The sequence below is a fragment of the Variovorax sp. 10L421 genome (genome assembly GCF_056395365.1).
Genome location: NZ_JBFTJJ010000003.1, coordinates 61,406 through 81,592, shown reverse-complemented (window position 1 = coordinate 81,592; position 20,187 = coordinate 61,406). Strand labels below are relative to the sequence as shown.

Genomic DNA, 20,187 nt, shown 5'->3' with positions numbered 1-20,187 from the left:
AGACGGCGCGGCAGGCCGGCGGGTTGCAGGGGCCAGCAGCAACCCGCATCGGCCGGAAGCCGGCCAAGGGGGATTGCCGCGCCAGGCGGATTTGTAGAATCGATTATCCATGACAGCACCCCCGCCCCCGGCCTCATTGGCCCCAAGCCCCGCCGAGACCATCCCCTGGACCGATCCGCAACGGGCCGAAGCGTTCCGGGCCTGGGTGGCCGCCGTCGCGCCTGCCCACCGGTTGCTGCCCGACACGGTGCGGCTCGCCTCGGCCGACGCGAGCTTCCGCCGCTATTTCCGCCTCGACACCGCCGACCCCGCCGCGCCGACGCGCATCGTGATGGACGCCCCGCCGGACAAGGAAAACAGCGCCCCCTTCGTCCAGGTGGCGCAGCTGATGGCCGGCGCCGGGGTACTCGCCCCCATGGTGCTCGAATGGGACCAGCCCCGCGGCTTCCTGCTGCTCGACGACCTGGGCCGCCAGACCATGCTGGACGTGATCGATCCGGCCCGGCCCGACGCGAGCCGCCCGCTCTACGACCAGGCCATCGACGCATTGATCCGCTGGCAGCTGGCCTCCAAACCCGGCGTGCTGCCGCCCTACGACCGGGCGCTGCTGGAGCGCGAGCTGGCGCTGTTCCCCGAGTGGTACATCGGCCGCCACCGCGGCATCGCGGTCGAGGGCAAGCTGAAGGAGCGGCTGGAGCGCAGCTTCAAGCTGATCGTCGAGAGCAACCTCGCATCGCCCAGCGTCTACGTGCACCGCGACTTCATGCCGCGCAACCTCATGGCCGGCAACGGTCCCGCGCTCGGCGTGCTCGACTTCCAGGACGCGGTCTACGGCCCCATCACCTACGACGTCGCCAGCCTGATGCGCGACGCCTTCCTGAGCTGGGACGAGGAATTCGTGCTCGACGTCACCATCCGCTACTGGACGGCGGCGCGCAAGGCCGGCCTGCCGGTCGACGAGGACTTCGGCGCCTTCTACCGCGCAGTCGAGTGGATGGGGCTGCAGCGCCACCTGAAGGTGGCCGGCATCTTCGCGCGCCTCACGCTGCGCGACGGCAAGCCCAAGTACCTGGCCGACACGCCGCGCTTCATCGCCTACATCCGCGCCACCGCCAGCCGCTACATGGAGCTGACGCCGCTGCTGCGCGTGATCGACGAAGTCGAGGGCACCTCGGCCCTCACCGGCTTCGCCTACGGCCGCGTCTGAAGGAAAACGGCTGCCCACGCCATCGATTTCACAGCATGCCGCGTTTTCACTGTTCCGTGCCGCTGACCGCCGGCGCCAGCCTGGCGCTGCCGGCCGGCGCCGCACGCCATGTTCAGGTGCTGCGGATGCAGCCCGGCGATGCGCTCACGCTGTTCGACGGCGCAGGCGGCGAATACGCGGCGACGGTCGAGCGCATGGGCCGCAGCGAGGTCGCGGTGACGGTCGGCGCGCACCAGCCGGTGGAGCGTGAAGCCCCGCGCGCCGTGCATCTCGCGGTCGGGATGCCGGCGAACGAGCGCATGGACTGGCTGGTGGAGAAAGCCTCCGAGCTCGGCGTGGCGAGCATCCAGCCGCTGGCCACGGCCCACGGCGTGCTGCGCCTGTCGGGCGAGCGCGCCGAGAAGAAGCGGGCGCACTGGGAGGCGATCGCGGTCGCGGCCTGCGAGCAGTGCGGGCGCAACCGGGTGCCGGTGGTCCTTCCGGTGCAGTCCTTGTCGGGCTGGCTCGATGCGCAGCACGACACGGGGTCGACCGCCGTGCGCCTCGTGCTGAGCCTCGCGGAGGGCACGCGCGCCCTTCCTGCGGTGCAGATCCCCGATGGCCACGGCGCGGTCGTCCTGAGCGGCCCCGAAGGCGGCCTGAGCAGCTCGGAAGAACAGCAGGCCATCGCCCGCGGCTTCGCCCCCGTCACCCTCGGCACGCGCGTGCTGCGCGCCGAAACCGCGGCGCTGGCCGCGCTGGTGTGCCTCGCCGGCCTCTAGGCAGGCCGCGCAAGGTGGTGTTTTCCGCAACGCGCGCGCGGAAAGCCTGAGAAACAATCGTTACTCTACTGAGACAAAAGAAGGACTTTCGATGTCCCGCTCGCCAGGTCCACTGCGCCTCGCCCCTCTCGTCCTTGCCGCGCTGGTGTGCGCCGCACAGGGCGCGCTCGCCCAGAGCCCGGCTGTCGCCCCCACGCCCGCGCAGGTCAGCCCCGATGTCGACAAGGCCTATGCCCAACTGATGGCAGCACCGGCCATCCAGAAGCTGCTCGACGCAGTCAGGGCCGACCACGAGCGCTCGGTCGAAGACCTGAAGATGCTCACCGAGATCGAGGCGCCACCGTTCAAGGAACAGAAGCGCGCCGAAGCCTTTCTCGCGCGCATGAAGGCGTTCGGCCTGACGCACGCGAAGATCGACGCCGAAGGCAACGTGGTCGGCCTGCGCAAGGGCACGGGCAACGGGCCGAAGCTGCTGATCTCCGCGCACCTCGACACCGTGTTTCCCGCCGGCACCGACGTGAAGGTCAAGGAGCGCGACGGCCGGCTCCACGCACCGGGCATTGCGGACGACACCCGCGGGCTCGCCGTGCTGCTGTCGTGGCTCAAGGTGCTGAACGACAACAAGGTGCAGACGGTGGGCGACCTGCTGTTCGTCGGCAACGTCGGCGAGGAAGAGCTCGGCAACCTGCGTGGCATGAAGGCCGTCTTCAACGACCACCTCGACATCGACGGCATGGTGGGGCTGGAGCCGTCGCCGCCGGGCGCGGTGCTGGTGCTCGGCACCGCGAGCCACCGCTACGAGGTCACGTTCCAGGGCCCGGGCGGCCACAGCTTCGGCGCCTTCGGCCAGGTGCCCAGCGCCATCCACGGCATGGGCCGCGCCATCGCGAAGATCGCCGACGTGCACACGCCGAGTTTTCCCAAGACGACGTTCACCGTCGGCACCGTGGGCGGCGGGACCTCGGTCAACACCATCGCGCCGGACGCGCGCATGGCCATCGACATCCGGTCGGACGACATGGCCTCGCTGCTGGAGACCGAAAAGAAGATCCTCGCGGCCATCGACGAAGCCGTGGTCGAGGAAAACAAGCGCTGGAACGTCAACACGCTGAGCGTGAGCACCAAGCTCATCGGCAACCGCCCCGGCGGCCGCACGCCGCCCGACTCGGTGATCGTGGAGGCCGCCGTCCGCTCGAACAGCGCCTTCGGCCACAAGACCCTGCTGCGCGGCGGCAGCACCGACGCCAACGTGCCGATCTCGCTGGGCATTCCGGCCATCATCGTCGGCGGCGGCGGCAAGGGCTCGGGATTCCATTCGCTGAGCGAGTCCATCGACGTGACAGACGCGTGGAAAGGCGCGCAGAATTCGCTGCTCACCGTGCTGGGCCTGGTGGGGGTGCAAGGGGTCAGTCCCGCATTGCTCCCCAAACGGACGGCCCGTACCAAGTAATTTGTCACGTTGCCAGTTTGAAAGTGATGTTCCACTTTCAGCTTATGGCCCGCGGCGCCTAACAATGCTGTCGGTCTGTCACACACCAAAAGGAAAAGCCATGGGATTGCTCGATTCAGTACTCGGTCAGGTGCTCGGGGGCGCGGCCCAGCAGCAGCAACCGCAAGGCGGTGGACTGGGCGATCTGGGAGGCCTGGCCGGCGCGCTGGGCGGCCTGCTCGCCAACAACGGCGGGCAGGGTGGCCTGGGCGGTCTGGTCTCGAAGTTCGAGCAGGCGGGCATGGGCGACGTCATCGGCTCGTGGATCGGCAAGGGGGAAAACCAGCCGGTTTCGGGCGATCAGCTGCAAAACGCGCTGGGCAGCGACACCATCGCTGCCATCGCGTCCAAGCTCGGCATCAACGCGCAAACGCTGCTGCCGATGCTGGCCACCATGCTGCCAGCGCTGATCGACCAGCTCACGCCGCACGGCAAAGTCCCGGACCAGGGTCTGGGCAACCACGACGACCTGCTGGGTTCGCTCAGCGGCCTGCTGCAAGGCAGGCAGTCCTGACCGAAGGACTGTCTTCTCCTGAATTCATGCGCCCGCGAGGGCGCTTTTTTTTGGCCGCGCGTGTTGGCCGACAATCCCGCTGGCATCAATCGAGGGAAATGGCATGGCGGGCAGTCGCAAGTCGAAGGAAGAAGGTCTGGACGCGCAGCCCGATGGCACCGTGCGGTGGTCCAAGGGCATGCGCGAGGCGCTCGCGCAATTCAACGACCGGCCCTGCGGCCACTGCGGCGGCCTGCTCTGCGACGAACGCCGCCTCTGCGACAGCCTCGACTTCTTTCGCCGCCACCGCTCCCGCTTCTACCCCCCGCGCGCCGCGCGGCTGCGCATGCTCGACATGCACGGCGCCGCGGCGGCGGAACTGTTCTTCGAGCCGTCCCCGCACAAGGAAGCCGTGACCGACCTGCTGGCCATCCACGATCCGGCGGTCGTTGGCTTCTTCGTGGCCCAGGTCAAGCAGATCGACTGCAAGAACGCCCTCGTCAAGCAGGCGGGCCGCTGGCCGTTGTTCGTGCTGCGCGAGTTGCTGTCGGCGAACCCGGCGCGGCACCAGGCCGGCGCCGCGCTGGTCCTGGAGCTGCTGGCCGCGAACCCCGACTGGCAGAAACCGCTGGAGGCCTCTTGCGACGACGCCCAGCGCAAGACGCTCGCGCGCCTGCAGGAAGACAGCTCCGTCGGAGTGACCGATGCCGCTGTCGATGCCTGGCCCGCGCTGCTGCGGCGCCCGCCGTGGAAGAACCGGCAGGCGCTGCCCGTCATCCCGACGCTGGCCTTGCAGCCCCTGCCGCCGACGGCGCGGCTGCACTGGAGCGATCTGCCGCCACCGCAATACCTGCAGGCCACGGGCGAATCGTCCGACTGGCTGGCCCGCGAACTCCGGGTCTCGCGCGAAAGCGCCGACCGGTGGATGAACGAGTTCGCGCGCAACCAACCCGACGCGCCTGCAGAGGTGCGCGAGGGCGGCACGGTTCACAAGGCCTTGTGGATGCTGGGCCTGCGCCCCGAGCTCATCGAGGCCGTCGCAGCGAACGGCCGCGAGATCGGTCCGGAAGACTTCGGCCCGCTGCCGGGCAACCGCTGGGGCGTCGCCGAATGCATCTGGCACCTGCCCCTGCCGCTGGCTGTCGCGGTATTCATGCATGGGCCACCCCCCATCCTGTACTCGGGCGATGTCTCGCGCGTGCGGCCCATCCTCCATGCGTTCGGCGCTGCCGCGCTGCCGGGGCTGCCGCGCTTTCTCAAGCAGGGCTCTCGCGCAATGTTCGAGCTGGCCTCGGTCATCGAATGGGATCCGCTCGCCGGCTGGATCGCCAGGGGCTTTCACACCAACCGCTGGGTCCGGCGCGAAGCCGGCGAGTGGCTGGCGCGCTATCCCGACACGGCTGCGCGCGGCCTTGTTCCCGTCGCGCTGGGCGAACCCGGCCCCGCGCGCGAGGCGGCGCAGGCCGCGCTGCGCTGGCTGCACGGCGCCAGCCACGCCGGAGCGGTGCGCAAGCAAGCCCACGCCTACGGCGCCGAAGCCGCCAATGCGGTGGCGCAGCTGCTGGCCATCGCGCCCGAAGAACTCCTGCCCGACAACCTGCCCGTGGTGCCGAAGGCCTTGCCGCTGGCAGCGCTTCCCCGCCTGATCCTCAAGGCAGGCGGCCACGCGCTACCGCAGGCGGTGGTGCCCGACGTGCTGATGGCGATGATGCTCGGCAAGCCCGACGCCCCCTATCCTGGGCTGGCCGGGCTGCTGGATGCACTCACGCCCGATTCCCTCGCGCGCTTCGGCCGCGCGCTGCTGGCCTGGTGGATCGGCAACGGCCGCCCGGCCAAGGAGCGCTGGATGTTCACGCTGCAGGGCCGCCTCGGCGACGGCGAGACCGCGCGCCAGCTCTACGGCCTGCTGCGCCAGTGGCGCGTTGCGCTCGACCGCGTGCGCGCCTACGACGCGATGGCGATGCTCGGCGAGATCGGCAGCGATGCCGCGCTGATGCACCTGGCCGAACTCGCGCGCCAGACCCGCCACGACGACCTGCGCACGCGCGCCGACCGCATGCTCGGCGAAGTGGCCGAACAGCGCGGCCTCAGCCTCGACCAGCTGGCCGATCGCACCGTCCCCGACCTCGGCCTCGACACGCGCGCCCGGCTGACGCTCGACTTCGGCCCGCGCAGCTTCGAAGTGCGTATGGACGACAACTTCCAGCCTGTGGTGCACGACGCCAGGGGCAAGGTGCTCAAGACGCTGCCCAAGCCGGGCGCCAACGACGACGCCGGCAAGGCCGCCGCTGCGACCACGCAGCTGAAGGAGCTGCGCAAGCTCGCGAAGACCGTGGCCACCACGCAGGTCAAGCGCCTCGAGGCCGCGATGTGCGCGCAGCGCCGCTGGGGCCCCGACGAATTCATTCCCTTCTTCGCCAACCATCCGGTGCTGCGGGTCTTCAGCCGGCCGCTGGTCTGGGGCCTGTTCGACGCATCGGGCAGGCAGCTCGAAGGCATCTTCCGCATCAGCGCCGAAGGCGAGCTGACCGACCTGCAGGACGACGCCGTCAAGCTGCCCGAGACCGCGCGCGTCGGCCTGCCGCATCCGCTCGAAGTCGCGGCCCTCGACCCGTCGCTGGCAACTGCCTGGGCCGCCGTGCTGGCCGACTACGAAATCGTGCAGCCCTTCGAACAGCTGATGCGCCCGGTCTTCGTGCTCGACGAAGCGCTGCGCCCGCGCCGCGAGCTGCCGCACTGGGCCGGCCGCGCCATATCGAACGCCGCCCTCATGGGCCTGGAAACGCGCGGCTGGCAACGCGAGGTGGGCGACGGCGGCATGGTCGACAGCTTCAACAAGGCCGTGCCCGGCGGACGCCGCATCTGTCTGCAAATCGAAGAAGGCTGGTTCGTGCAGGACAGCCCCGACGGCAAGGAACTTCAGACCGTGCGCGCGGTGGCGCTCGACGGCACCGAAGGCACGCTGGGCGACCTGCCGCCTGTCGTTTTCAGTGAAATCGAACGCGACCTGCAACGCGCGATACGGGACACACCATGAACCGCAACCTCTGGCTGCTCGCCATCTGCCAGGGCTTGCTCCTGACCAACAACGTCACCTTCATCGCCATCAATGGGCTGGTGGGCCTGAGCATCGCGCCGCGCGGCTGGATGGCGACGCTTCCGGTGATGAGCTACGTGATCGGCGGCGCGCTCAGCACCGGGCTGGTAGCTCGCACGCAGCAACGCCTCGGCCGGCGCGGCTCGTTCCAGACCGGGTTGGCGGTGGCGCTGGTGTCGGCCTTGCTGTGCTGCTACGCGGCTGCCACGAAGAATTTCTGGCTGCTGTGCTTCGCCACGGTGGTCGCGGGCTACTACAACGCCAATGCGGGGCTCTACCGTTTTGCCGCGGCCGAGCTCGCGGCGCCGGCGTGGCGCGAGAAGGCGGTGTCGGTGGTGATGGCGGGCGGGCTGATCGGCGCGGTCGCGGGGCCCAACCTTGCGACGGCCACGCGCCAGGTCTTTGCCGTGCCGTTCGCGGGCGCCTATATCGCGCTGGCCGCGGTGGCGCTGCTGTCGATGGCGGTGATGCACTTCATCGAATTCCCCGCCGCGCCCACGCGCACGGGGCCCGCCGGGGGCCGGCCACTGGGCGAGATCATGCGGCAGCCGGTGTTCATCGTGGCCGCCGCCGCGGGCGCGCTGGGCTACGGCGTGATGAACCTGCTGATGGCCGCAACGCCCATCGCGATGCAGATCTGCAGCCTGCCGTTCTCCGATGCCGCGCTGGTGCTCGAATGGCATGTGATCGGCATGTTCGCGCCGGGCTTCTTCACCGGCCATTTGATCCGCCGCTTCGGCGCGCTGCCGGTGATGGGCGTGGGGCTGGTGCTCAACCTCGGGTGCATCGCGATCGCGCTTTCGGGCGTCGAGCTGCACCACTTCGTCGTGGCGCTGTGCCTGCTGGGCGTGGGCTGGAATTTCCTGTTCACCGGCAGCACCACGCTCTCGCTCACGACCTACACCGCCGAGGAGCGCGACCGTGCACAGGGTGCGCTGAACTTCTGCGTGTTCGCCACGCTGGCGGTGACTTCGTTCGCCTCCGGCGTGCTGGTCACCACGCAGGGCTGGCGGCTGCTGAACCTCGGTTCACTGGTGCCGGTGGTGCTGACGGGCGCGGCGCTGGTCTGGCTGGCGCGCAGGCGCACCGTCAGGCCGGCGACGGAAAGCGCCGGTTGAGCCAACGCTGCAGCGCCTCGAAGACAGGGTCGGCTTCGAGCTCGTTGAAGATCTCGTGGTACAGCGTGTCGAAGCAGTGCGCCTCGACCTTGCCGCCGGGCGCAGCGGCTGCGGCAAAGGCGCGGCTGGCGGCGGGCACCACGAGGCGGTCGTCGCCCGCGTAGAGCAGCAGTGTCGGCACGGGCCAGCTGGCGGCCCGCTGCTGCACCGTCGCGCCTTCGTACGCCAGGAAGCGCGCGAGCCGGCCGCCGATGCGGTCGTGCGTGAGCGGGTCGTCGCGGTAGGCCTGCACCACGGCCGGGTCGTGCGAGAGGTAGTTGTCGTCGAGCCCGTTGCCCACGCGCAGGTTGGGCGCAATGCGCGGCAGCACCGCGAGCAGCGCCTTCTGTAAACCGCCCAGGCCCGGATCGAGCCCTGGCGATGAAAGCACCAGCCCATCGACCGGCCGCACCCCGCGCGCCACCAGGCTCGCGGCCACCAGCCCGCCCAGGCTGTGACCCAGCAGCACGAGCGGCAGGCCGGGGTTCTCGCGGCGCGCATCGTCGATCACGAGGGCGAGGTCGTCGACCAGCCGCAACTCGCCGGGCAGGCCGCCGCGCGCGCCGGTCGATTCGCCATGTCCGTGGTGATCGTGCGCCCACACGGCGAAGTCCCATTCGTGCAGGCATTCCGCAAGCGCGTGGTAGCGGCCCGCGTGCTCGCCGAGCCCATGGACCACCACGATCACGGCGCGCGCCGGACCGGGCGCCGGCAGCCGGCGCAAGGCGAGCGTCTCGCCGTCCGGCGTGGACAGCGACACGCGCTGCGGCAAAGGCAGCGCCTCGCTCAAGCGGCGGCCGGCTCCGATGCAGCGGCGCGGTGCGCGGCCGGCAGCGCGGCGATCACCTCGGCCACGGCGGCGGTGAGCTTCTTGGCGTAGGGCACATGCAGGAACTCGTTCGGGCCGTGCGCGTTGCTCTTCGGACCGAGCACGCCGCAGACCATCATCTGCGCCTTGGGGAAGCCGGCGCTGAGCATGTTCATCAGCGGGATCGTGCCGCCCTGGCCGATGTAGCCGCATGAGGCGCCGAAGTGCGCCTGCGAGGCCTTGTTGAGCGCGTCCTCGAACCACGGCGTGATCGTCGGCGCGTTCCAGCCGGTGGCTCCGCCGCCGCTTTCGAACGTGACGCGGGCCTGGTAGGGCGCGTTGTCCTCGAGCAGCGCCTTGAGCTTCTGCACCACTTCGGCCGCATCGACCAGCGGCGGCAGGCGCAGCGAGAGCTTGAACGCGGTGTACGGGCGCAGCACGTTGCCCGCGTCCTTCAGCGCCGGGAAGCCTTCGGCGCCGGTCACCGAAAGCGTCGGCTTCCAGGTGCGGTTGAGCAGCGCTTCCACCGGGTCGGTGGTGGTCGGCAGCGCGAACATGGTGGAGCCACCGCAGTCGTAGTGCGCCCACGGGAAGCGCTTGTAGACCTCTTCGCCGAGGATCGCCGCAGTGGCCTTCGCCTGCGCCAGCCGGTCGGCCGGCACCTCGCAGTGGAAGCTCGCGGGCAGCAGGCGGCCGGTGGCGCTGTCTTCCAGGCGGTCGAGCACCTGCCGCATGATGCGAAAGCTCGAGGGCACGAGGCCCGAGGCGTCGCCCGAGTGGATGCCTTCGGTCAGCACCTCGACCTTGAGCGTGCCGCTGGCCATGCCGCGCAGCGAGGTGGTGAGCCAGAGCTGGTCGTAGTTGCCGGCGCCGGAGTCGAGGCAGATCACCAGCTCGACATTGCCCAGGCGCGGTCGCAACGCGTCGACGTAGGGCAGCAGGTCGTAGGAGCCGCTTTCCTCGCAGGTCTCAATCAGGCCGACGATGCGCGGATGCGCCGCGCCCTGGTTCTTGAGCGCCTGCAACGCGGCGATGCTGGCGTACACCGCATAGCCGTCGTCGGCGCCGCCGCGGCCGTAGAGCAGGCCGTTCTCGTACTTGGGCGTCCACGGGCCGAGGTCGTTGCGCCAGCCGGTGAATTCGGGCTGCTTGTCGAGGTGGCCGTACATCAGCACGGTCTCGCCCATGTCGGTGCCGGTGGCAGCCACTTCGAAGAACAGCACGGGGGTGCGGCCTTCGAGGCGCACGATCTCCAGCTTCAGGCCCTCGACCTTCTGCGCCTCGACCCAGGCCGCGGCGTTGCGCAGCACGGTCTCGAGGTGGCCATTGGCCGACCAGTCCTTGTCGAAGCCGGGCGACTTGGCGGGAATGGCGATGTAGTCGGTAAGCTGCTTGAGGATGTCGCCGTCCCATCGGGCGGTGACGTCGGACAGGGCACGCTCGGCGTCGAGCGTGCCGGTGGGCATTTCGCGGTGCAGGGGGGCGTTCATCGAAGGGTTCTCCGCGGGTGACGAAAAAACGCATTTTGCGCCCGGCGGCGAGCCCGCGTAGAGTGCGGGCGATCTCAACCCGGAGCGCAATGTGAGCAAGGCAGCATCGACTCGGATCAAGGTGGGCATAGGAGGCTGGACCTACGAACCCTGGCGCGACAACTTCTATCCCAAGGGCCTCGCGCACGCGAAGGAGTTGAACTACGCAAGCCGACAGGTCAGCGCCATCGAGATCAACGGCACCTACTACAGCACCTTCAAGCCCGAGACTTTCCGCAAGTGGCACGACGAAGCGCCCGAAGGCTTCGTGTTCTCGATGAAGGCCTCGCGCTTCACCACCAATCGCAAGGTGCTTGCCACCGCGGGAGACTCGATCAAGCGCTTCATCGACAGCGGCGTGAGCGAGCTCGGCGACAAGCTCGGACCGATCGTGTGGCAGTTCATGCCGACCAAGCAGTTCGATGCGGAAGACTTCGAGGCTTTTCTAGAGCTGCTGCCCAAGAAGGAGGGCAGCCGCGTGCTGCGGCACGTGATGGACGTGCGGCACGAAAGCTTCATCGTGCCCGCCTACAAGGCACTCGCGAAGAAGCACAAGGTCTCGACCGTGTTCACGGACGCCGACAAGTTTCCATCGTTCGAGGAGCCCGAGGGCGATGTCGCCTACGCACGGCTCATGATGGCCGACGCCGGGCTCAAGACCGGCTACGCCCCCAAGGCGCTCGACACCTGGGCCGCACGCGCGCAGGGCTGGGCCGAGTCGCCCAGGAAGCGCGACGTGTTCGTCTACTTCATCAACGGCGCCAAAGAAAAGGCACCGGCCGCGGCCGGTGCCTTGCTGGAGCGCCTGGGATGGAAGCCTCCCGTGGTGGAGGCTTAAGCCGCCGCGTGCAGCGACGGCTTGGCGCCGAAGCTGATCTCGCCCGACAGCTGGCCGCCTTCCTCGATCACGATCTTGCCGTAGCGGATCTTGCCGGTGACCTTGCCGGTCGAGTGGATCACGAGCTTTTCGCGCACCGTGAGGCTGCCGTCGAACACGCCGCGGATTTCGGCGATGTCGATCTCGGCCGAGCCCTTGAACTCGCCCTGCTCGGCAATCTGCATCAGGCGCGAGTCCATGGTGGCCTCGACGAGGCCTTCGACCACGAGCGTGTCGCAATCGGTGATCTCGACGCCCTTGAGCTTGATGTTTGGGCCGACGGTGAGCTTGCTGCCGCCTTCCTTGGCGGCAGGTGCGGCGGCCGCGTTCAGGCCGCCTTGCTGTGCGGTCAGCGACGAGGGATTGACGGGGGTTCCGGAGAGATTGGTGCCCGAACCGACGAGCGGTGCAGGGCGCGATGTCAACGAATCGGTGTCACGATCACGCTTGCCGAAGAAGGGGGACTGTGTAGCCAAGGGGGAGCTCCTCAAGAAAGGGACTATCGTAAGAACGCGCTCACGGCCTGCGGCACTTCATTGCGCAATAAGCGTAACCGAATAAGTCGGCCATGGACATGACAATGTGGCGCCATGAGCCGCTCGAACACCGACAACCTCTCCGCCGCACACGCCTCGCGCGCCATGTCGTCCGCCACCGATTCACGCTTCGACAAGCCCACGCACGGCTGGCGGCGCACGCTGTTCACGGTGATCTTCGAGGCCGACACGCGCGCCGGTCTGATGTTCGACCTGGCGCTGATCGCGGTGATCGTGACCAGCGTGCTGGTGGTGATCCTCGACAGCGTGCAGCCGATCCGAGAGCAGTGGCGGCCGCTGTTCAATGTGCTCGAGTGGGTGTTCACCATTCTCTTCACGCTGGAGTACCTCGCGCGGCTGAGCTGCGTGAACAAGCCGCTGCGCTATGCAACGAGCTTCTATGGCGTGATCGACCTGCTGGCGCTGCTGCCGACTTTTCTCGTGGCCTTCGCGCCCGAGATGGCCTACCTGATCGACGTGCGCATCCTGCGGCTGTTGCGCGTGTTCCGCATCTTCAAGCTGTCGCGCTACTCGGTGGAGTACCGCGCGCTGGTGTCGGCGGTGGCATCGAGCCGGCGCAAGATCACCGTGTTCGTCGGCTTCGTGATGCTGGTGGTGCTGGTGATGGGCACACTGATGTACGTGGTCGAAGGGCCGGTGCATGGCTTCACCAGCATCCCGGTGGCGATCTACTGGGCCATCTCGACGATGGCCACGGTGGGCTTCGGCGACCTCGTGCCCAAGACCGACCTGGGCCGTGCGATCGCCTCCGTCATGATGCTGCTGGGCTGGGGCGTGCTCGCGGTGCCGACCGGCATCGTGACCGCGGAGATGGCGCGGCGCGGACCCGATGACGAAGCAATGCCATTGGCGCCGCGCGGCATCCTCGCGATGACGGCGCCGCTCAGCGTGCCGCCGAAGCGCGTTACGCCTGCGGCCAGACGACGCGCCCTTGCGCAGCATCGCCGAGGCGGGCGATGAAGGCGTCGGCGTCGGGCTCGGGGAGCGAGAAGGCGAAGGCGACGTCGTCGCCATGCTGCACGCCGTCGAGCACCGCCCCGGCCGCGGCGAGTTCGCGCCGCACGAGTCCTTCGAGCGCATAGGGCACGGCGCAGCGCAGGCTGCGCTGGCGCAGCAACGGCACGAGCGTGGCGCCGAGCAGGGCCTGTGCGACCGCGTCGGTGTAGGCCCGCACGAGGCCGCCCGCGCCGAGCTTCACGCCGCCGAAGTAGCGCACCACGGTCGCGAGCGCGCCTTCGACCTGCTGGTGGCGCAGCACCTCCAGCATCGGCCGGCCAGCCGTGCCGCCGGGTTCGCCGTCGTCGTTCGCGGCCGACTGGCCGCCGGCCATCAGGGCCCAGCACACGTGCGCGGCGGCGGGATGTTCGGCGCGCAGCGAGGCGACCACGGCCAGCGCGGCCGCCCGGTCGGCCACCGGCTGCACGCAGCCGATGAAGCGGCTTTTCTTGATGAGCAGCTCGCTGTGGACCGGCTGTGCAAGCGTGAAGCTCATCCGGCGTTCTTCGTGGCGTTCAGCCGCCGCCGCGCTCGAACTTGAAGACCGCCGTGCTGGCGCGCGCGTTGGGCAGCCAGCGCACGTCGCGCCCGTTCTGCAGGCCGAAGGCGTCGAGCACGCGCAGGTTGTTCTTCCCGGCCAGCACCTCGAAATCCTTGAAGGTGCCGACGCGGATATTGGGCGTGTCGTACCACTGGTAGGGCAGGCGGCGCGTCACCGGCATGCGGCCGCGCGCCACGCTCAGGCGGTTGGGCCAGTGCGCGAAGTTGGGAAATGCGACGACGCCGATGCGGCCCACGCGCGCGGTCTCGCGCAGCATCACCTCGGCATTGCGCAGGTGCTGCAGAGTGTCGATCTGAAGCACCACGTCGAAGGAGGCGTCGTCGAACATCGCGAGGCCTTCGTCGAGGTTGAGCTGGATCACGTCGACGCCGCGGCGGATGCACTGCAGCACGTTGCCGTCGGCGATCTCCACGCCGTAGCCGGTACAGCCGCGCTCGCGCTGCAGCAGATCGAGCAGGGCGCCGTCGCCGCAGCCCAGGTCGAGCACGCGCGCGCCTCGCGGCACCAGCTCGGCGATCAATCGTTGATGCTCGAGGTCGCTCATTGCAGGAACTCCTTGGCGACGCGCTCGAAGTAGGAGCGCACCACGCCCATGTAGCGCACGTCGTCGAGCAGGAAGGCGTCGTGGCCGTGCGGCGCATCGATCTCGGCGTAGCTGACGTTGCGGCGGTTGTCGAGCAGCGCCTTCACCAGTTCGCGGCTGCGCGCGGGCGAGAAGCGCCAGTCGGTCTTGAAGCTCACGAGCAGGAACTGGGCGGTGGCCTGGGCCAGCGCGGTGCTGAGCTTGCCGCCGTGGCTGCGTGCGGGGTCGAAGTAGTCGAGCGCGCGGGTGATCAGCAGGTAGGTGTTGGCGTCGAAGTACTCGCTGAACTTGTCGCCCTGGTAGCGCAGGTAGCTTTCGATCTGGAACTCGACATCCTGCGTGGAGTAGCGGTAGTCGAGCCCCGCGGCCTCGCCCTCCACGGCGCTGCGCAGGATGCGGCCGAACTTGGCGTTCATCACGTCGTCGCTGAGGTAGGTGATGTGGCCGATCATCCGCGCGATGCGCAGGCCGCGCTTGGGGATCACGCCGTGTTCGTAGAAGTGGCCGCCGTGGAAATCGGGGTCGGTGACGATGGCGCGGCGCGCAACCTCGTTGAAGGCGATGTTCTCGGCCGTGAGGTTGGGCGCGCTCGCCACGACGACGGCGTGGCGCACGCGGTCGGGATACTGCAGCGTCCACGAGAGCGCCTGCATGCCGCCGAGGCTGCCGCCCATCACAGCCGCGAGCGTGCGGATGCCGAGCGCGTCGAGCAGCACGGCCTGGGCGTCCACCCAGTCCTCGACCGTGACCACCGGGAAGTCGGCGCCGTAGACGCGGCCCGTGGCGGGGTTGGCGTGCATCGGTCCGGTCGAGCCGAAGCAGGAGCCGAGGTTGTTCACACCGATGACGAAGAAGCGATCGGTGTCGACCGGCTTGCCCGGACCGACCATGTTGTCCCACCAGCCTTCGGAACGGGCCTGGCCTTCGTAGACGCCCGCGACGTGGTGCGACGCATTGAGCGCGTGGCAGACCAGCACCGCATTGCTGCGCTCGGCGTTCAGGGTGCCGTAGGTTTCGTAGGCGAGCGTGTAGTCGCTGATCGACGCGCCGCTGCGCAGGGCCAGGGGGCCTGCGAACTGCATCGACTGCGAGGTGACGACCAAGGATGGTGACGACGACATGAATGAAAAAAACCCGGCCTCGCCAAAAACGAGCCGGGTCTGCCGCGCCTGTCTTTAGCTGGACTTATAAAGCGCCCGCAAGCTGAAGCAAATCGGCGCAAGGCAAAGTATATCCCCCAGGCTGCGCGCACTTCGTGTCGCTTCGCCAACCCCCTTCGGGGGCAACACCTGCGGCCCGGCAAAGCCGGTTCCGCGGTGTTTCTGGAAGGGCCCCTGCCTTTTTCTTACCAGCCGATGATCATGATGATGCCCAGCACCAGGAAGATCGCGGCCGAGATGCCGTGCACGAGCTTGATCGGCACGCGCCGCACGATCTTCTCGCCGAGCCATACCACCGGCGCGTTGGCCAGCATCATGCCCAGCGTGGTGCCCGCCACCACCCAGAAATAATCGTGCGTGAAGCGGGCGGCGAGCATGACGGTGGCGATCTGGGTCTTGTCGCCCATCTCGGCGAGGAAGAACGCGATCACGGTGGTGCCGAAGACCCCGAACTTCGACGCGCCCGGGGCGTCATCGTCGTCGAGCTTGTCTGGAATCAGCATCCACGCGGCCATCGCGATGAACGAGCCGCCCAGGATCCAGCGCAGCACATCAGGCCCAAGCCAGCGCGTGATGTAGTTGCCGACCGCGCCGGCCAGCGCGTGGTTGATGAGGGTGGCGGCGAAGATGCCGAGGACGATCGGCCAGGGTTTCCTGAAGCGGGCTGCGAGCAGGAGGGCCAGGAGTTGGGTCTTGTCGCCCATTTCGGCGAGCGCAACCACGCCGGTTGCAACCAGAAAAGCTTCCATGATGAGGGGTTCCTTGGGCCGAAGGACGCAATTGACCGTGCAACACCTTCGGCCATATTCCCGAAGTTGCACGGTCAAAGGTCTCGCCAGGTGTGTTCACTGCACGCGCCATGTCCTGTGGGGCAGGACAAGTCTGTTGACGCGGGCCCCTCTCGCAAATCGGAAGGCGGCTACTCCCCAATGACGGGCGGATTGTACATGTAGCACCAAGGACCTCGCCTCACCGCGCAAGTAGGCGCTAGCTCCCAGGAGTTTTGACAGGTGCTACCTCAAGACGCAAATTCCTGCTTGCATTTCGGCTATTTCACCCATAATGCACGAGCCTCCCTCTTCATTTTGGTCGGGGGGCAAGTTCGGTGATCGGTCAGTTTCGCGCGGCTCGACGGCTCTCGTTTGAGTGATGCTTTCCGGGACTCCATCGCTTTTCTTGATGTGTTTATAGGAGTCCCTTGATGGGCAACAAACTGTACGTCGGCAACCTGCCTTACTCGGTGCGCGACGGAGATCTCGAACAGGCCTTCGGGCAGTTCGGCGCAGTGACCAGCGCCAAGGTCATGATGGAACGCGACACGGGCCGCTCGAAGGGCTTCGGCTTCGTCGAGATGGGCAGTGACGCGGAAGCACAAGCCGCCATCAACGGCATGAACGGCCAGCCCCTGGGCGGCCGCAGCGTCGTCGTCAATGAAGCGCGTCCGATGGAAGCACGTCCCCCGCGCAGCGGTGGTGGCGGCGGTTACGGCGGCGGCGGTGGTGGTTATGGCGGCGGTGGTGGCGGTGGCTACGGCGGCGGTGGTGGCGGCTACGGTGGTGGTGGCGGTGGCCGCTCCGGCGGTGGCGGCGGCTACGGCGGTGGTGGTGGCCGCAGCGGCGGCGGTGGTGGTGGCGATGGCGGTTTCCGCAGCCCCTACGGCGCCGGCCCCCGTGGCGGTGGCGGCGGTGGCCGTTCCGGCGGTGGCGGCGGTGGCTACGGCGGCGGCAACAGCGGCTACTGAGCCCTGCACTGCAAGGCGCACACAGACAAAAGGCTCCCTCGGGAGCCTTTTTCAATGGCCGATCGCTCGGCGCGTGCGGCTCGTCAGGCCTCGCCGCTGCGCTTCTTGCGCGCGCGCCCCTGCACCGCCCGGTCCAGCACGGCGTTGGGCAGCATGCGCATGATCTTGGCAACCACGCCCATCTGCCACGGGATCACGCGATAGCTCGTACCGGCCTCGATGGCGCGCAGCGCCTGGGCGGCGAAATCCTCGGCCTTCATGAGGAAGGGCATGCCGTAGCGGTTGCCCTGCGTCAGCGGCGTATCGATGTAGCCCGGGCACAGGGTGACGACTTTGACGCCGCTGCCGTGCAGCTCGCCGCGCAGGCTCTCGCAGTACGCCACCACGCCGGCCTTGCTGGCGCAGTACGCGCCGTGCCCCGGCAACCCGCGGATGGACGCCACGCTGCCGATGCCCACCAGCCGCCCGCTGCCGCGCTGCACCATCGCGCGCACGAATGGATGGAAGGTGGCGGCCAGGCCGACGTTGTTGGTGGCGAAGGTCTGCGCCAGCACGTCGAGGTCGGAACGCTCGGCCGTGTCGATGCCGACACTGATGCCTGCATTGGCGATCACCACGTCGGGCAGCCCCTGTTGCGCGATGCAGGCATTGCCGGCAGCGACGATGCTGTCGGTCTGCGCCACGTCGGCACTGTAGATCCGGTAGCGGTCTGCGCTCAGCTGGCGCGCCGCAGCCCACGATTCGATCTCGCCCGTGCGCCGGGCGACCAGCGCCAGGCGGTAGCCCGCATCGTAGAAGCTCGCAGCCAGCGCCTGGCCGATGCCGCTCGAGGCGCCGGTGATGAAGACAAGCGGGGATGGAGTCATTCAGCGCTTCCCTGAAGGAGCGGCCGCTGAAGGAATCAGCACACCGCGCACCCGGCCGTTCAGATTCGCCACGCCGCTCAGGTTGTCGTAGTCGAGCGTGTCGCCGGTGAACTGGTCGGTGCCGCGGATCAGCGTGACCGGCTTGTTCGACGTGACGCGCTCGGTGTCGACGTAGGCGTGCAGGAAGTCGCCACGGAACTCGAGGCGCGGCGCAGGCTTGCCACCGGGCCCCACGGACGGATCGCGGATGACGATCGCATTGCCGAACAGCTGGATCTCGCTGCCGTCGGAGTTCGACACGCCCCGGTCGGCCGTTGCGCGCGTCACGAGGCCTTCGGGCGACACCGTTCGCATGCGCACCTTGTCGACCTCCATGGTGTCCGAATCCGGGTAGTGCCGGCCTTCGGTGCCATGCAGTTCGCTGCGCAGGTCGCCGTTGGGCAGGAAGTTCTTGATGACGAAATCGCGCATGAAGTAGTCGGGCTCGTGCGTGGGCGCGGCCTTGGCCGTGGGCTCCAGCAGCTTGGGCGCGTTGCGCACCAGCCAGTAGGTGCCGAGCGCGACGGCCGCCGTCAGGATGATCGGCAGGTAGATCGTTGCGCGGTCGAGGACGTCGCGCACCATGCCCCATGCGCGTTTGACATTGTTCATGTATTCGGGCCCCGGGCTGCGTCGAGCATGACGCGGTACTGGCCACAGGCCGTGAGCAGCAGGTCGCAGAACTCGCGCGCCGCGCCTTCGCCGCCCCGCGCGCGGGTGACGTAGCGCGCGATGCCGCGCACTTCCGCGTGGGCATTGGCCGGCGCCGCGGCGAAGCCCACGCGCAGGAGCACCGGCAGGTCGGGCCAGTCGTCGCCGATGGCCGCGGCCTGCGCCCAAGTGAAGCCGAGCTGGTCGAGCATGGCCTGCGCGGCGGGCAGCTTGTCTTCGGTGCCGTAGCGCACGTGCTCGATGCCCAGCGCCTCGAGCCGCACGCGCAGCGGCTTGGAGTCGCGTCCCGTGATCACGGCCGGCACGATGCCCGCCTTGCGCAGTAGCTTCAGGCCGTAGCCGTCGAGGATGCTGAAGCGCTTGAGCGTCTCGCCGTGCTCGGTGAAGTACACGCCGCCGTCGGTCAGCACGCCGTCGATGTCGAAGAAGACGATGCGCACGTCCTGCGCGGCGAGCAATGTCTCGGCCTGGAACTCGAGCGGCATCAGATGACCTTCGCGCGCATCAGGTCGTTGGTATTGATGGCGCCGACGATCACGCCCTCGCCGTCGATCACGAACAGGCGGGTGATGCCGCACTGCTCCATGAGCTCGGCCGCTTCCACCGCCAGCGCGTCGACGCGGATGGTGCGCGGGTTGTGGTGCATCACTTCGGCCGCCTTGGGGCTGCGCAGGTCGGCACCGGCTTCGATCAGGCGGCGCAGGTCGCCGTCGGTGAAGATGCCGAGCGCGCGGCCGTCGGGCGCGATCACCGCCGCGGCGCCGAAGCCCTTGTTGCTCATGGCGCGCATCAGCTCGCCGATGCCGGCGTCGGGTGCCACGCGCGGCACATCGTCGTCGGAGCGCATGACGTCGCTCACGTGGGTGAGCAGCTTGCGCCCGAGCGCGCCGCCCGGGTGCGAGCGCGCGAAGTCTTCCGAACCGAAGCCGCGCGCGTCGAGCAGCGCCACGGCCAGCGCGTCGCCCATCGCCATCTGGGCGGTGGTGCTCGCGGTGGGGGCGAGGTTGAGCGGACAGGCCTCCTTGGACACGCCGGCGTCGATCACGATGTCGGCATGGCGCGCGAGGGTGGATTCAGGGCGGCCGGTCATGGCGATCAGGGGCACGCCCTGGCGCTTGACGACCGGCAGGATGACGGTGAGTTCTTCGACCTCGCCGCTGTTGGAAATGGCGAGCACCAGGTCGACGGCCTTGATCATGCCAAGGTCGCCGTGGCTGGCCTCGGCCGGGTGCACGAACATCGCGGGCGTGCCGGTGGAGGCGAGGGTGGCGGCGATCTTGCGGCCGACGTGGCCGCTCTTGCCCATGCCCATCACGACCACGCGGCCGCGCACTTCGAGGATCTTGCGCACGGCCTCGACGAAGCTCGGGCCGACGCGGGTCTTCAGACCGGTGACGGCTTCGGCTTCGATGTCGAAGGTGAGACGTGCCCGAGCGAGGATGGCTTCGGGGTCGACCACGGGGGCCGGGACGGGACGGGAGCTCATTGCCGGATTTTACGGGTCGGAGGGTTGCCCCCACGCTCGGCACTGCGTGTCCTCGCTGCCCCCCGAGGGGGCGCTCGCGCCTTGGGGCGGCCCGGCGGCGCTCGTTG

General features: G+C 68.7%; 20 protein-coding genes and 1 riboswitch. Of the genes, 9 read left to right on the top strand and 11 right to left on the bottom strand.

Going from position 1 to position 20,187, the window contains the following annotated elements; translation table 11 throughout:
- Positions 1-109 precede the first annotated feature (109 nt).
- The 6 genes from AC1DFC_RS06690 (at position 110) to AC1DFC_RS06665 (ending at position 8,165) form a co-directional block, all read left to right on the top strand.
- Positions 110-1,207 (top strand): aminoglycoside phosphotransferase family protein, encoded by a 1,098-nt coding sequence (locus AC1DFC_RS06690; protein WP_413313663.1) that lies wholly within the window; start codon positions 110-112, stop codon positions 1,205-1,207.
- 35 nt (positions 1,208-1,242) lie between these two features.
- Entirely contained in the window at positions 1,243-1,968 is a 726-nt protein-coding gene (locus tag AC1DFC_RS06685; RefSeq protein WP_478178854.1) for a 16S rRNA (uracil(1498)-N(3))-methyltransferase, read from the top strand.
- Positions 1,969-2,059: 91 nt separating this feature from the next.
- Positions 2,060-3,418, top strand: coding sequence for a M20/M25/M40 family metallo-hydrolase (locus tag AC1DFC_RS06680; protein ID WP_007834877.1), 1,359 nt, complete (start codon positions 2,060-2,062; stop codon positions 3,416-3,418).
- A 100-nt stretch (positions 3,419-3,518) separates the two neighbouring features.
- Complete coding sequence (locus AC1DFC_RS06675) at positions 3,519-3,971, top strand: YidB family protein (protein ID WP_413334640.1); 453 nt, start codon at positions 3,519-3,521, stop codon at positions 3,969-3,971.
- Between the two features lie 103 nt (positions 3,972-4,074).
- Complete coding sequence (locus AC1DFC_RS06670) at positions 4,075-6,987, top strand: DUF4132 domain-containing protein (protein ID WP_478178853.1); 2,913 nt, start codon at positions 4,075-4,077, stop codon at positions 6,985-6,987.
- Entirely contained in the window at positions 6,984-8,165 is a 1,182-nt protein-coding gene (locus AC1DFC_RS06665; RefSeq protein WP_413313659.1) for an MFS transporter, read from the top strand. The genes AC1DFC_RS06670 and AC1DFC_RS06665 overlap by 4 nt, the downstream gene beginning before the upstream one ends.
- Here the strand turns inward: AC1DFC_RS06665 and AC1DFC_RS06660 are convergent.
- Positions 8,137-8,994, bottom strand: coding sequence for an alpha/beta hydrolase (locus AC1DFC_RS06660; protein WP_007834869.1), 858 nt, complete (start codon positions 8,992-8,994; stop codon positions 8,137-8,139). The genes AC1DFC_RS06665 and AC1DFC_RS06660 overlap by 29 nt on opposite strands.
- Positions 8,991-10,502 (bottom strand): M20 family metallopeptidase, encoded by a 1,512-nt coding sequence (locus AC1DFC_RS06655; protein ID WP_478178852.1) that lies wholly within the window; start codon positions 10,500-10,502, stop codon positions 8,991-8,993. The genes AC1DFC_RS06660 and AC1DFC_RS06655 overlap by 4 nt, the downstream gene beginning before the upstream one ends.
- 91 nt (positions 10,503-10,593) lie before the next feature.
- Between AC1DFC_RS06655 and AC1DFC_RS06650 the strand changes: the two genes are divergently transcribed.
- The gene (locus tag AC1DFC_RS06650; protein WP_007834864.1) at positions 10,594-11,379 is read left to right on the top strand and encodes a DUF72 domain-containing protein; all 786 of its coding nucleotides are present in this window, start codon (positions 10,594-10,596) and stop codon (positions 11,377-11,379) included.
- On the opposite strand, the gene AC1DFC_RS06645 is transcribed toward AC1DFC_RS06650, so the two are convergent.
- Entirely contained in the window at positions 11,376-11,894 is a 519-nt protein-coding gene (locus AC1DFC_RS06645) for a bactofilin family protein (RefSeq protein WP_007834862.1), read from the bottom strand. The genes AC1DFC_RS06650 and AC1DFC_RS06645 overlap by 4 nt on opposite strands.
- A gap of 114 nt (positions 11,895-12,008) precedes the next feature.
- On the opposite strand from AC1DFC_RS06645, the gene AC1DFC_RS06640 reads away from it, so the two are divergent.
- Entirely contained in the window at positions 12,009-12,935 is a 927-nt protein-coding gene (locus tag AC1DFC_RS06640; protein ID WP_007834860.1) for an ion transporter, read from the top strand.
- Here AC1DFC_RS06640 and AC1DFC_RS06635 read toward each other — a convergent pair.
- From AC1DFC_RS06635 to AC1DFC_RS06620, 4 genes are all read right to left on the bottom strand, one after another.
- A complete protein-coding gene (locus AC1DFC_RS06635; RefSeq protein ID WP_056517353.1) occupies positions 12,880-13,467 on the bottom strand; it encodes an IMPACT family protein in 588 nt (195 codons plus the stop codon). The genes AC1DFC_RS06640 and AC1DFC_RS06635 overlap by 56 nt on opposite strands.
- A gap of 19 nt (positions 13,468-13,486) precedes the next feature.
- The gene (metW, locus tag AC1DFC_RS06630) at positions 13,487-14,077 is read right to left on the bottom strand and encodes a methionine biosynthesis protein MetW (RefSeq protein WP_007834857.1); all 591 of its coding nucleotides are present in this window, start codon (positions 14,075-14,077) and stop codon (positions 13,487-13,489) included.
- Positions 14,074-15,237, bottom strand: a complete 1,164-nt coding sequence (gene metX, locus AC1DFC_RS06625; RefSeq protein WP_042673612.1) for a homoserine O-succinyltransferase MetX — start codon at positions 15,235-15,237, stop codon at positions 14,074-14,076. Before metX ends, metW begins: the two co-directional genes overlap by 4 nt.
- Positions 15,238-15,461: 224 nt before the next feature.
- Entirely contained in the window at positions 15,462-16,025 is a 564-nt protein-coding gene (locus AC1DFC_RS06620; protein WP_007834845.1) for a TMEM165/GDT1 family protein, read from the bottom strand.
- Between the two features lie 5 nt (positions 16,026-16,030).
- Positions 16,031-16,216, bottom strand: a riboswitch (yybP-ykoY riboswitch).
- 261 nt (positions 16,217-16,477) lie between these two features.
- Here AC1DFC_RS06620 and AC1DFC_RS06615 point away from each other — a divergent pair.
- On the top strand, positions 16,478-17,017 hold the full coding sequence (locus AC1DFC_RS06615; protein ID WP_007834844.1) for an RNA recognition motif domain-containing protein: 540 nt from the start codon (positions 16,478-16,480) through the stop codon (positions 17,015-17,017).
- Between the two features lie 83 nt (positions 17,018-17,100).
- Here the strand turns inward: AC1DFC_RS06615 and AC1DFC_RS06610 are convergent, their stop codons facing one another.
- From AC1DFC_RS06610 to AC1DFC_RS06595, 4 genes are read right to left on the bottom strand one after another with little or no spacing between them, the layout of a single operon-like run.
- Complete coding sequence (locus AC1DFC_RS06610) at positions 17,101-17,883, bottom strand: SDR family oxidoreductase (protein WP_007834843.1); 783 nt, start codon at positions 17,881-17,883, stop codon at positions 17,101-17,103.
- Complete coding sequence (gene lptC, locus AC1DFC_RS06605; RefSeq protein WP_007834842.1) at positions 17,884-18,534, bottom strand: LPS export ABC transporter periplasmic protein LptC; 651 nt, start codon at positions 18,532-18,534, stop codon at positions 17,884-17,886. It abuts the gene before it with no gap.
- Entirely contained in the window at positions 18,531-19,079 is a 549-nt protein-coding gene (locus tag AC1DFC_RS06600; protein ID WP_007834841.1) for a KdsC family phosphatase, read from the bottom strand. Before AC1DFC_RS06600 ends, lptC begins: the two co-directional genes overlap by 4 nt.
- Entirely contained in the window at positions 19,079-20,080 is a 1,002-nt protein-coding gene (locus AC1DFC_RS06595; RefSeq protein WP_007834839.1) for a KpsF/GutQ family sugar-phosphate isomerase, read from the bottom strand. Before AC1DFC_RS06595 ends, AC1DFC_RS06600 begins: the two co-directional genes overlap by 1 nt.
- Positions 20,081-20,187 lie beyond the last annotated feature (107 nt).